7 protein-coding genes are annotated in these 12,755 nt (G+C 71.8%); 4 read left to right on the forward strand and 3 right to left on the reverse strand.

The genetic code is table 11. The annotated features are described in order from the left end of the window. Positions 1-140: 140 nt before the first annotated feature. The 3 genes from ACVWNX_RS10655 to ACVWNX_RS10665 form a co-directional block, all read right to left on the reverse strand. On the reverse strand, positions 141-1,778 hold the full coding sequence (locus ACVWNX_RS10655) for a peptide ABC transporter substrate-binding protein (protein WP_454413660.1): 1,638 nt from the start codon (positions 1,776-1,778) through the stop codon (positions 141-143). Between the two features lie 818 nt (positions 1,779-2,596). After that, a complete protein-coding gene (gene typA, locus ACVWNX_RS10660) occupies positions 2,597-4,495 on the reverse strand; it encodes a translational GTPase TypA (protein ID WP_454413661.1) in 1,899 nt (632 codons plus the stop codon). A 382-nt stretch (positions 4,496-4,877) separates the two neighbouring features. Continuing rightward, entirely contained in the window at positions 4,878-7,373 is a 2,496-nt protein-coding gene (locus ACVWNX_RS10665; RefSeq protein WP_454413662.1) for an ABC transporter family substrate-binding protein, read from the reverse strand. A gap of 909 nt (positions 7,374-8,282) precedes the next feature. Between ACVWNX_RS10665 and ACVWNX_RS10670 the strand changes: the two genes are divergently transcribed. The 4 genes from ACVWNX_RS10670 to ACVWNX_RS10685 are packed head-to-tail and all read left to right on the forward strand — an operon-like array spanning position 8,283 to position 12,351. Next, complete coding sequence (locus ACVWNX_RS10670; RefSeq protein ID WP_454414709.1) at positions 8,283-8,639, forward strand: hypothetical protein; 357 nt, start codon at positions 8,283-8,285, stop codon at positions 8,637-8,639. A 60-nt stretch (positions 8,640-8,699) separates the two neighbouring features. After that, positions 8,700-9,521, forward strand: a complete 822-nt coding sequence (locus ACVWNX_RS10675; RefSeq protein ID WP_454413663.1) for a hypothetical protein — start codon at positions 8,700-8,702, stop codon at positions 9,519-9,521. Beyond that, positions 9,521-11,569, forward strand: a complete 2,049-nt coding sequence (locus tag ACVWNX_RS10680; RefSeq protein WP_454413664.1) for a fumarate reductase/succinate dehydrogenase flavoprotein subunit — start codon at positions 9,521-9,523, stop codon at positions 11,567-11,569. The genes ACVWNX_RS10675 and ACVWNX_RS10680 overlap by 1 nt, the downstream gene beginning before the upstream one ends. Next, positions 11,566-12,351, forward strand: a complete 786-nt coding sequence (locus ACVWNX_RS10685; RefSeq protein ID WP_454413665.1) for a succinate dehydrogenase/fumarate reductase iron-sulfur subunit — start codon at positions 11,566-11,568, stop codon at positions 12,349-12,351. The genes ACVWNX_RS10680 and ACVWNX_RS10685 overlap by 4 nt, the downstream gene beginning before the upstream one ends. Positions 12,352-12,755 lie beyond the last annotated feature (404 nt).

The following is a 12,755-nucleotide window of genomic DNA, read 5'->3' on the forward strand; positions in this document are numbered from 1 at the left end:
AGTCACAGCGGCAGCCGTACGGGCCCCTCCCCCGCGAACCTGCTGGAGTTCGCGGGGAAAGGGCCCCCCGGCCACGCGTCCGTCCCGCGACGGGACCGGCCTCGCGGCCGGTCCCGTCGGGGGTTACGGGCTGTTTGCGGTTACTTCTTGACCTCAACGCCCGTCAGGATCGGGTCACCGTTCTGGGCGTACTCGACGCCCTGGACCTTCTCCGAGTAGCCCGCGTTGACCTTGTAGTACCAGAGCGGGATGCTCGGCATGTACTCGGGGAGCTTCTTCTCGAGCTCCTGGTACAGCGTCGTCGACTCCTCAAGGCTCTTGGCGGTGTCCGCCTCCTTGATGAGCTTGTCGATCTCCTTGTTGGAGAAGCCGCTCTGGTTGCCGTCCGACTTGCTGCCGAACAGGTCACGGATGAAGTTGGAGTTCATCGGGAAGTCCAGGACCCAGCCACTGCGGTACAGCGACTTGACCTCCTGCGCGTCACGCGCGTTCAGGTCGGCCTGGAAGTCCGGCTTGGAGTCGCCCTTGCAGGCCACCCCGGTCGCGTTGGTGATCGAGCCGCAGACGGCCTCGACCCACTCCTTGTGACCGCCGTCCGCGTTGAACTGGATGGAGATCTTGTTGCCCGGGACGCCGCCCGCCTCGTCGATGAGGGCCTTGGCCTTCTTCGGGTCGTAGGTGAGGGCGTCGCCCGCGGCGTTCTCCTGGTAGCCGAGCACGCCCTGCGCGACCCAGCCGGTGGCGGGCTCACGGGTGCCCTGGAGGACCGTCTTGGTGATCGTCTCGCGGTCGATCGCCATGGACAGACCCTTGATGACCTTGGGGTCGATGTCCTTGAACTGGTCCGTGTAGAACGCGGGGGCGATCGTCTGGACGGCGGAGTACGCCTTGTCGACCGCGCGGTCGCCCAGGTCCTGCTTGTAGACCGGCAGGTCCTTCGGGGCGAGCTGACGCAGGACGTCGACGTTGCCCGACTTCAGGTCCTCGTAGGCCGTTTCCAGGTTGGTGTAGTTCTTGAAGATCACACCACCGTTCTTGGCCTTGTCCGGACCCTGGTAGTCGTCGTTGCGGGCGACCTCGATCTGCTTCTTGTGGTCCCACTTGACGAACTTGTAGGCACCGTTGCCGACCGGCTTCTCACCGGCGGCCTTCGGGTCCGCGTAGAAGGACTCGGGGAGCGGGGAGAAGACCTCGTAGCCCAGCTTGTACACGTAGTACGGCAGCGGGGTGGAGAGCTCGATGGTGAAGGAGGTCTCGTCGACGACCTTCAGACCCGCCAGCTCGGTGACCTTGGACTTCGGCTTCGAGATCTCCTCGTAGCCCTTGATGTCCGAGAACCAGTAGCTGTTGGTCTGCTTGTTCTTCGGGGTCGCCGCCCAGTTCCAGGCCTTGACGTACGACTCGGCGGTGACCGCCGTGCCGTCGTGGAACTTCCAGCCCGGCTTCAGCTTGACCGTGTAGGTCTTGTTGTCCTCGGTCTTCACCGACTCGGCGTTCACCATGACGATGTTGCCCTTGGCGTCGTAATCCACGAGCTGCGAGAACAGCGCGCGGGTGACGATGCTGCCGTTGGACTCCATGGTGTTGGCCGGCTGGAGCGGGTTCTGGGGCTCGCCCACCTCGATGGAGAACTTGGCGTTCGGGTCGACCGCGCTCTTGGCGCTGTCACCGCCCTTCTTGCCCTTGTCCCCGCCGCTCTCGCCGCCGCCACAGGCGGTAGCACCCAGCGCCACAACCGCTGCTATGGCGACCCACTTGGCGCTCTTGGCACCGCGCATGGGTTTTCCTCCTCATGAGTCCACTTGTTCACTGCGAAAGAGGGCACTCACGATCCCGCCGACACCCCTGACGGCGATGATCGAGTGCCCCAGTGTGCTCGTGAGTCGGCGCTCCCCACAGCGCTTGACCCATTGACCCGAGCTCTACGCGGTCAACTATTAGCCATGGGGTCCGGCCCGACCACACCCTTTTGGTCTCGGTTAGATCACACCTGACGTCTACTTCTCCCAAAATCCGGACAAACCGATCCGATATAGAGCGCCGCGAAACGGACGTGTTACATATCTATCGGTCAACGCTGTCCGCATTTCGGACAGCATCAGAGGGAAAGTCGGTTGCGCGGGCGGGCCCGAGGTGACATGGGCAACAATCGCCCGTGGACGGTCGGCGCACCGGTGGGGCGGGCTGGGGTCCCCGCGCGTAGAACGGTACCCCGGGACCCCCGCCGCTAACACTCCGACGGGCTCCCGTACGGGGGAACGGCCGGTTCCCCCGCCAACTCCTCCTGATTCCGCTTCCGTTGGGCGGTCCCGTGCTGACCGGGCGGTCAGCACGGGGGTCGGCACGGGAATCGGCACGGCGGTCAGCGGGGGCGGCGGTCGGCCGGGGGGCACGGCGGTCGGCCGCGCCGTGCGCGGTGGGCCCGCGCGGCCGGGCCCGCGCGCCGGGGCGCGCGTCGCCGTCCGTCCACCGCTGCGGGGGTCGGTCCGTCGTCGCGGGAACCGTCCCGCGCTCCCCGGACCGTCAGGGACGGTCGGGGCGGCCCCGGACGCACGACGGCCCCCGCCCGGACGGGCGGGGGCCGAAGGGGAAGGCGTCAGGAGTGCTTCGCCCGGCTGGCCGCGCGGGCCCGCTCACGGGCGTCCAGGTTCACCTTGCGGATGCGCACCGCCTCCGGGGTCACCTCGACGCACTCGTCGTCGCGGCAGAACTCCAGCGACTGCTCCAGGGAGAGCTTGCGCGGCGGGATGATCGACTCGGACACGTCGGCCGTGGACGACCGCATGTTGGTGAGCTTCTTCTCCTTGGTGATGTTGACGTCCATGTCGTCGGCACGGGAGTTCTCACCGACGATCATGCCCTCGTACACCTCGGTGCCGGGCTCGATGAACAGCACGCCGCGCTCCTGGAGGTTGGTCATCGCGAAGGCGGTGACCGCGCCGGAGCGGTCCGCGACCAGGGAGCCGTTGTTGCGGGTCTTCAGCTCGCCGAACCACGCCTCGTGGCCCTCGTGGATCGAGTGGGCGATGCCGGTGCCACGGGTGTTGGTCAGGAACTCGGTACGGAAGCCGATCAGACCGCGCGACGGGACGATGAACTCCATGCGGACCCAGCCGGAGCCGTGGTTCGACATGTTGTCCATCCGGCCCTTGCGGGTGCCCATGAGCTGCGTGACCGCGCCCATGTGCTCCTCGGGCACGTCGATGGTGATGCGCTCGATCGGCTCGTGGACCTTGCCGTCGATCTCCTTGGTGACGACCTGCGGCTTGCCGATCGTCAGCTCGAAGCCCTCCCGGCGCATGGTCTCGACCAGGATCGCCAGCGCCAGCTCGCCGCGGCCCTGCACCTCCCAGGCGTCCGGGCGCTCGGTCGGCAGCACCCGGAGGCTGACGTTGCCGATCAGCTCGCGCTCCAGGCGGTCCTTGACCAGCCGGGCGGTGACCTTGCGGTCCTTGACCGAGGAGGTCGAGGCGCCCTTGCCGGTCGCGCCCCGGCCGACCAGCGGCGAGGTGTTGGTGCCGATCGTCATGGAGATGGCGGGCTCGTCCACCGTGATCAGCGGGAGCGCCACCGGGTTCTCCGGGTCGGCCAGGGTCTCGCCGATCATGATCTCCGGGATGCCCGCGACCGCGCAGATGTCACCGGGGCCCGCCACCTCGGCGGGCTTGCGGGTGAGCGCCTCGGTCATCAGCAGCTCGCTGATGCGGACGTTGGAGACCGAGCCGTCGCGCTTGATCCACGCGACCGTCTGGCCCTTGCGCAGCTCGCCCTGCTCGACGCGGAGCAGCGCGATGCGGCCGAGGAAGTTGTCGGCGTCCAGGTTGGTGACGTGCGCCTGGAGCGGGCCGTCCTCCTCGTACGAGGGGGCCGGGATGGTCTCCAGGATGGCGGAGAAGAACGGCTCCAGGCTGTCGCTGTCGCCGGGGACCGTGCCGTTCTCCGGCTTGGTCAGCGAGGCGATGCCGTCCCGGGCACAGGCGTAGACGATCGGGAACTCGATCTGGTCCTCGTCGGCGTCGAGGTCCAGGAAGAGGTCGTAGGTCTCGTTGACGACCTCGTCGATGCGGGAGTCCGGCCGGTCCGTCTTGTTGATGCACAGGATGACGGGGAGCCGGGCGTTCAGCGCCTTGCGCAGCACGAAACGGGTCTGCGGAAGGGGGCCCTCCGAGGCGTCGACCAGCAGGACGACGCCGTCGACCATCGACAGGCCGCGCTCGACCTCACCGCCGAAGTCGGCGTGGCCGGGGGTGTCGATGATGTTGATGGTGATCGGCTCGCCGCCGTCCTTGGGGTGGTACTTCACCGCCGTGTTCTTGGCGAGGATCGTGATGCCCTTCTCACGCTCCAGGTCGTTCGAGTCCATGACTCGGTCGTCGACCTGCTGGTGGGCCGCGAAGGCGCCCGCCTGCTTGAGCATGGCGTCGACAAGGGTGGTCTTGCCGTGGTCGACGTGGGCGACGATGGCGACGTTGCGGATGTCGTGGCGCGTGGCCATAGTGCGGCGCTTCTCCCAGGGTGAGTGGACGGCTGCTCGTACGACTGCTGTACGGCGCCCTGCCGGGCTGGACACGCCACGGCCTCACCCCATCGTACGTGGCCCCGCGGGGGGTGGCCGCCGCGGTGGGTGGGGGGCGGGGCCACCCCGCCCGCGGGGCGGGGGAGCGGATCTGGGGGTAATCCGCTGGTCCGGTGGGTTTCCGGGAGCAATCCGGGGCCAATGGGGATGGTCCGACAGTGCAGGGACCGTACGGCGGGCGGCAAGGGATTTGAGCATCATCTGAGGATTCCCGGGGGCGCGGATCCGCTCCCGGGCGCTTCTCGCGCCTCCCCGGCCGCCGGGCGGCTCCCCGCCGTCCGGCGGCCGGGGACGGCGGGGGTCAGGGCCGTTCGGCGGGGGGCGCCGGGGCGGCGGGGGTCTTGGTGAAGCCGATGTCCTCGTAACGGGGGGTCTCGAAGCCGAAGGCCCCCGCGTTGGCGAGGTTCTTGCGGGCCGCGACCAGTTCGGGGCGCTGGTAGAGGGGGAGGGAGCCGGCGGCGGCCCAGATCCGGGCGTCGGTCTGGCGGACCAGCTCCCGGGCCTCCTTCTCGTCCAGCTCGGCCACCGCCTGATCGAACAGTTGATCGATGTGATCGGTGCCGACCCGGGTGTAGTTCTGCTCCACGTTGAGCGAGCCGTCGGCGGCCGGGACGGGCTTGGCGTAGACGGGACGGGCGTCGGTGGCCGGATAGGCGGTGGCGGGCCAGGAGTAGAGGGCGAGGTCGTAGCCGCCGGAGGCCACGTGGTCCCGGAAGTAGCTGTCGTCCGCGACCTTGGTGGTCTCGGTGCGGATGCCGATCCGTTCCAGCATCCGCGAGATCCGCTCGCCGACCGCCCGCAGCGCCTCCGAGCCGGGCCCGGACGGCAGCACGAACCGCAGGGCGAGCGGTTTGCCGTCCTTGGCCAGGGGCCCGGACGCCGCTCCGGCCGCCGAGGTGGCGGCGGGTTCCGGGGAGCCGGGCGCGGCGGTGCCCTTCGGGGCGTACGCCCCGGGCGCCCCGCCCTGCCCGACCCGCTGGCGGCTCGCCCGGTCGTCGTCCTCGGCCGCCGCGAACCTGGCGGCCTGCCCGCTGATCGCGAGCCGCTGGTGGGCGGCCGTCACGGCGACCCGGGGCAGGGCGCCGCCCGCGACGGTGGCGCCCGCGACGGTGGCGGAGGCGGCGCGGGGGGCGGGGGCGGCGCGGGGGGCGGGGGCGGCGCGGGGGGCGGGGGCGGCGTCGCCGCCACGCTCCGTGGCTCCGGGCTCGGAGTCGCCCGGCTCCCTGTCCCCCGACTTCCCGTCCCCCGACTTCCCGTCCCCCGGCTTCGCGTCGCCCGGCTTGGGGTCGTCCCGTCCGACGATGTACGTGCCGTCGCCGTCGTCCTTGGCGTCCTTGGCGTCCTTCGCCCCGGACTTCTCCTCGCCCGTCTTCGCCTTCTCCCCCGCGGCGTCCTTGGCGTCCTTCGGTTCCTTGGCGTCCTTGGCCGGTTCCCGTACCGCGCCGCCGGGGACCCAGCCCGCGTCGGCGAGGAGGGCGCGGGCCTCGGCCGTGTCCTGTTCGCCGAGCGCACCGCTGTTGTCGGCGTACGCGGCCTGTCCGGCGAGCGCCAGATGGCTGCCGACCGGCTCGGCGGGCAGCCCGAGCGGGGCGAGGACGACCGAGGCAAGTTCCTGGCGGTCGAGGGCGCGGGCCACCGCCCTGCGGACCCGCTCGTCCGCGAGGGGGCCGGTGGAGCCGTTGAGGGCGAGCTGGGTGTAAGCGGGCTCCAGCGATCTGCGGACGGTGTAGTTGCGGAGTCCCGCCTGCTCGTCGGCGTACTTCCGGACGGCCTTGCGGGTCTTGGCGCGGGCCAGTCGCTCCGCCTCGGCCGCCTCCTCGTCGTCTCCGTGGGCGATCGCCCAGGAGCGCAGGGCCTGGCCCGGGCCGATCGCGGCGGCCGGTCCGTGGGCGAGCGGCCCGGAGACGCCCTTGTCGCGTTCCGCGAGGCCGATGCGCCGGGCGTCACCGGGGCTGACCTCGGCCAGGTCCACCGTGCCGGCCGCCAGGGCAGCGGCCCGCTTCTCGCGCGGCACCGCCTTCAGGACGATCTTGTCGAGCTTGGGGGGCGCCCCCCACCAGCGGGCGCTGCGCGCGAGGACGACCTCGCCGTCCTCCTCGTCCACCTTCTCCACGGCGAACGGGCCCGCCGACACCTTGAGCTTGCCGCGCGCCCCGTCGTTGAAGCCGTCCGGAGTGCCCATGACGTCCTTCGGGTACAGCGGGGAGAACAGCGAGCGCCAGTCCGCGTACGGCTTGGCGAAGGTGACCCGTACCTCCAGGTTGGACGCGCCGCGTTCGATCTTCTCGACCCGCTCGTACCCGGCGTTGCGGGCCGTCCAGTACGCGGTGTCCTTGCCGGACAGGGCGCGCCACTGGGCGACGAAGTCGTCGGCGCCGATCTCCCGGCCGTCGCTCCACACCGCCTGCTGGTTGAGCTTGTAGAGGACGACCTGCCGGGGCTGCTCGGCGACGACCTCGGCGGACTCCAGGTAGTCCGGGTTGCGCTCGGGGCGGCCCCGGGCGTCCAGCCGGAACATCGACGGGAGGGTCGCCTGGGCCACCCGGGTGGTGGCGGGGCCCGCGTCGGCCTGGAAGGTGTTGAGGGTCTCGGGGAAGGCGTCGACCGCCCAGGTGAGGGTGGAGCCGTCGGCCACCCCCGCGCGGGCGGTGCGGGCGATGTCCTGGGCCGCGGCGGGTCGGGAGTCGTGTGCGTCGTCCGATCCGCAGGCCGTCAGGGCGGGGAGCGTGAGGGCGCCCGCCGTCAGGAAGGCGACCGAGCGCATGACCGTGCGCAGTCTGAGGCCGTCGTGGGACATCCGTGTACCTCCGGGGTCGCCCGGCCGCCGGAGGCGCACGGCCTCATCGGCGGGGGTCGGTGTGATCACCTGTGGTCATATTTGGAGCTGATCAGATCTACGGACCCACGGAACCCGACCCGTGCCGACCCCCGTCCACGACACGGCGGCGCGCCGTCCGAACCTCACTCCGGCGGCGGAACGGCTCCCCGGCGTCCGGCGGGGCGGTACCCGCGGGCGTCCGGCGCGGGGGCACCCGCCGGGGCGGGCGGGGGACGGACCCGGTACCGCCGGTGGACGGGCCGACCCCGCCGGGACGCAGCGGCACGCGGTGCGGGCGCGGTGCGGGCGCGGTACGGGGGCGGGACGGGCGGCGGACACGGTACGGGCGAGGTACGGGCGCGGTGGAGCGCGACGGGCGCCGTACGGGTGCGACGGAAACGGCGGGCACGCAGTACGGACGGTGCGACGGAAACGGCGGGCACGCAGTACGGACGGTGCGACGGGAACGGCGGAGACGCGGTACGGGCGGTGCGGCGGGCGCGTCCCCGGCGGACCGGTGCCGCCGGTGGACCGGTGCCGCCGGTGGACGGGCGCGCGGACCGGCGCCCGGGACGCGGGGCGGCGCGCGGACGGGCGCGGGGCGGCGGAAGCGGGGTCGCCGTCGCGGCGGGACGCGGGGCGGGCGGGGCACATCCCCCGGGTGACCGGAAGCGATCCGGTCACCGGACGGGCGGACCGGTCGACGGCCGGGCGGGACGCGGCACCGGCGCCACCTGCGTACGTGAGACCCCTCTCACCCCACCCCCACCATCACTACCGGACAGTGTCAAGAAAGCGCGGCCGACGTCTTCCCCATCCTCGATGTGACACGGAACACTCTCAGGCGCACGGACGTTGCCGCCCGCTACGCGGAAGTGAGGGCGAGCCCTGTCTGCCCACGATGACCTCACGGCTGTAGAGCACTGCATCGACGACCTGACCCAGGCCCTGGAACACCTCGCGGCACGCCTCCCGGCGCGCCTCGGCCGGGACGCGCTGGAGATCCGACGGGTCCGTACCGACGCCGCCCATCTGCGGGAGAGCGTGAGCCTCCTGCGGGAGGTCAGCGCGGCGGACGGCGGCCCCGGCACCAAGAGAGGCGCGCGGACACGCACCGCCTCCCGGCACCAACCGGCCCCCCGGCCGGACGACGTCGTACGGATTCCCGACGCCCCGTACGACAGCTCCCTGTGGACGGATGCGGACGACGAGGGACTCGGCGCCCGGCACCGCCACGCCCCCTGAGTCGCCCGCGGCCCGGGGGTCCCGCCCCGCGCCCGAGTCCCGACCCGAGTGGAGTCCCCGTTGGCCACAGGCACGGAACCCCCCGTCCAACGCGGCGGTGTGCGCGCCCGGCGGCGCGCCGCCATCGCCGCCCCCCATCTGCGCACCGACCGCTGGTGGGTGCCGCCGGTGGCGACCGCCGCCGGACTGCTCGCCTTCATCGCCTACTCGACCTGGCGGGCGTTCGCGAACGCCGACTACTACGCCGCCCCCTACGTCTCCCCCTTCTACTCGCCCTGTCTCGCGGAGAACTGCGCGCCGATGCGGGACGGGCCGAACTGGGAGGTCGTCGGGGGCTGGTGGGGCCTGTCCCCCGCGCTGATCATCCTGATCTTCCCGCTGGGGTTCCGGCTCACCTGCTACTACTACCGCAAGGCGTACTACCGGGGCTTCTGGGCCTCGCCGCCCGCCTGCGCGGTGGCCGAGCCGCACCGGACGTACACGGGCGAGAGCCGGTTCCCGCTCGTCCTGCAGAACCTGCACCGCTACTTCTTCTACGCGGCGCTGCTGGTCGCGGCGGTCCTCACGTACGACACGGTCCTCACCTTCCGCGACGAGCACTACGCCTGGGGCCACATGGGGCTCGGCAGTCTGGTGTTCCTGCTGAACACGGTGCTGATCTGGGCGTACACCCTGTCCTGCCACTCCTGCCGGCACATCGTGGGCGGACGGCTCAAGCACTTCTCCAAGCATCCGGTCCGGTACCGGCTGTGGGGCTGGGTGGGCAGGCTCAACGCCCGCCACATGCAGCTCGCGTGGGCGTCCCTGCTGAGCGTGGGGCTCGCCGACTTCTACGTGTACCTCCTGGCCAGTGGTGTGTTCGACGATCCGAGGTTGTTCTGATGCCCCAGGTGGAACGGCAGCAGTGGGACGTCGTCGTGGTAGGCGCCGGTGGCGCCGGACTGCGGGCGGCGATCGAGGCCCGTGAGCAGGGGCTGCGGACGGCGGTGATCTGCAAGTCCCTGTTCGGCAAGGCGCACACCGTGATGGCCGAGGGCGGCATCGCGGCGGCGATGGGCAACGTCAACTCCGGCGACGGCTGGCAGGTCCACTTCCGCGACACCATGCGCGGCGGGAAGTTCCTCAACCAGTGGCGGATGGCGGAGCTGCACGCCCGGGAGGCGCCGGAGCGGGTCTGGGAGCTGGAGACCTGGGGCGCCCTCTTCGACCGCACCCGGGACGGCCGCATCTCGCAGCGCAACTTCGGCGGCCACGAGTACCCGAGGCTCGCGCACGTCGGCGACCGCACCGGGCTGGAGCTGATCCGCACCCTCCAGCAGAAGGTGGTCGCCCTCCAGCAGGAGGACGCCAAGGAGTCCGACGACCCCGAGTGCTGTCTGAAGGTGTTCCAGGAGTGCACCGTCACCCGGATCCTCCAGGACCCGGACGGGCGGGTGGCGGGCGTCTTCTGCTACGAGCGCGAGACCGGGCGGTTCTTCGTCGTCGAGGCCCCCTCGGTGGTCCTCGCGACCGGCGGCATCGGCAAGTCGTTCAAGGTGACGTCCAACTCCTGGGAGTACACCGGCGACGGCCACGCGCTGGCGCTGCTGGCCGGGGCGCCCCTGGTCAACATGGAGTTCGTGCAGTTCCATCCGACCGGCATGGTCTGGCCGCCCTCGGTGAAGGGCATCCTCGTGACCGAGTCGGTCCGGGGCGACGGCGGCGTGCTGCGCAACTCCGAGGGACGGCGGTTCATGTTCGACTACGTCCCCGACGTCTTCAAGGAGAAGTACGCGGAGACGGAGGAGGAGGGCGACCGCTGGTACGAGGACCCCGACCACAACCGCCGCCCGCCCGAGCTGCTCCCCCGCGACGAGGTCGCCCGCGCCATCAACGCCGAGGTCAAGGCGGGGCGCGGCTCCCCGCACGGCGGGGTCTACCTCGACGTCTCCACCCGGATGGCGCCGGAGGTGATCCGCCGTCGGCTGCCGTCGATGTACCACCAGTTCAAGGAGCTGGCGGACGTGGACATCACGGCGGAGCCGATGGAGGTGGGACCGACCTGCCACTACGTGATGGGCGGGGTGGCCGTCGAGTCCGACACGGCGGCGGCGCGCGGGGTGCCCGGGCTGTTCGCGGCGGGCGAGGTCGCGGGCGGGATGCACGGCTCCAACCGGCTGGGCGGCAACTCCCTCTCCGACCTGCTGGTCTTCGGCCGCCGCGCCGGACTGCACGCGGCGCGGTACGCGGCCGGGCTGGCGGACGGGGACCGGCCGGTGGCGGCGGACGCCCGGATCGCGGAGGCGGTGGCGGAGGCGCTGCGGCCGTTCGGCGCGGACGTCGCCGAGGACGCGGAGGCGTACCCGGCGGACGCCGTGGACGGCACCGGTTCCGACACCGGTTCCGGGACCGGCACCGCCGGTACCGGGCTGGTCGCGGCGCCGGAGAACCCGTACACCCTCCACCAGGAACTCCAGCGGACGATGAACGACCTGGTGGGCATCATCCGCCGGGAGGGGGAGATGGCCCGGGCCCTGGAGAAGCTCGGGGAACTGCGGCTGCGGGCCCGGCGGCTCGCCGTCGAGGGCCACCGGCAGTTCAACCCGGGCTGGCACCTCGCCCTGGACCTGCGGAACATGCTGCTGGTCAGCGAGTGCGTGGCGCGGGCCGCGCTGGAACGCACCGAGAGCCGGGGCGGCCACACCCGGGAGGACCGGCCCGGCATGGACCGCTCCTGGCGCAACGTCAATCTGCTCTGCGCGCTGGCCGGTCACCCGGGCGCCCCCGGCGCCACGGACGCCCCGGAGGTCACGGCCGCCGCCCTCGATCCGCGCGCGCCGCAGATCGACCTCACCCGGGTGGAGACCGATCCGATCCGCCCCGACCTGCTGGCCCTCTTCGACAAGGAGGAGCTGGTCAAGTACCTCGCCGAAGAGGAGTTGTACGAGTGACGACCTCAGCGTCCACCAGTTACGAGGCGCACTTCCGGGTCTGGCGCGGGGACGCCGGGGGCGGGGACTTCGGGGACTTCCGGGTGGAGGTGAACGAGGGCGAGGTGGTCCTCGACATCATCCACCGGCTCCAGGCCACCCAGGCCCCCGACCTCGCGGTCCGCTGGAACTGCAAGGCGGGCAAGTGCGGTTCGTGCAGCGCCGAGATCAACGGACGGCCCCGGCTGCTGTGCATGACCCGGATGTCGGTCTTCGACCGCGCCGAGACGATCACGGTGACCCCGCTGCGGGCGTTCCCCGTGGTCCGGGACCTCGTCACCGACGTGGGCTTCAACTACACCAAGGCCCGTGAGGTCCCGGCCTTCGTGCCGCCCCCGGAGCTGGCGCCCGGCGAGTACCGCATGGCCCAGGAGGACGTGGACCGCTCGCAGGAGTTCCGCAAGTGCATCGAGTGCTTCCTGTGCCAGGACACCTGCCATGTGGTGCGCGACCACGAGGAGAACAAGACGGCCTTCGCCGGGCCCCGCTTCCTGATGCGCGTCGCGGAACTCGACATGCACCCGCTGGACGCGGCCGAGGAGTCCGGCCTGGACCGTCAGCGGACCGCGCAGGACGACCACGGGCTGGGCTACTGCAACATCACCAAGTGCTGCACGGAGGTCTGCCCGGAGGGCATCCGGATCACCGACAACGCGCTGATCCCCCTGAAGGAACGGGTCGCGGACCGCAAGTACGACCCGCTGGTCTGGCTGGGCGACAAGATCCGCCGCCGCGAACGCTGACCCCGCCCCCTGCCCGTACGCCCACCGGTCCCGACCGGGGCGTACGGGCAGGGCCCCGCGGGACACCCCCGCCAAGGCAGGTGTTCGGCCCCCGGTCCACGGTGGTTGCTCGCGCAGTTCCCCGCGCCCCTTCGGGGCGCCCCGAAGGGGCGCGGGGAACTGCGCGAGCAACCCTCCACGGCAGTGAGCCGACCGCCGGGCGGAAGCCCCCGAAAGGGGCGCGAGGAACGGCGCGAGCAACCCCAGCGGACCCGCACCGGACGTACCCCCGCCCGAAGGGCGCACCCCCGGACCCGCTCCCCACCGCCTGGGGGGCGCCACCAGGGCCACGCCGGGACCACGCCGAGGCCACCGCCGGGGCGACCGTCGAGGTCGCGGGCGCCGCCACCCGGCCCTACGCTCCG

Source organism: Streptomyces sp. JNUCC 64, from assembly GCF_054484115.1.

Excerpts from the sequence above, each read along its gene's own strand:
- ACVWNX_RS10680 (WP_454413664.1), top strand. The coding sequence starts at position 9,521 with ATGCCCCAGGTGGAACGGCAGCAGTGGGACGTCGTCGTGGTAGGCGCC.
- ACVWNX_RS10665 (WP_454413662.1), bottom strand. The coding sequence starts at position 7,373 with ATGTCCCACGACGGCCTCAGACTGCGCACGGTCATGCGCTCGGTCGCC.
- typA (WP_454413661.1), bottom strand. The coding sequence starts at position 4,495 with ATGGCCACGCGCCACGACATCCGCAACGTCGCCATCGTCGCCCACGTC.
- ACVWNX_RS10655 (WP_454413660.1), bottom strand. The coding sequence starts at position 1,778 with ATGCGCGGTGCCAAGAGCGCCAAGTGGGTCGCCATAGCAGCGGTTGTG.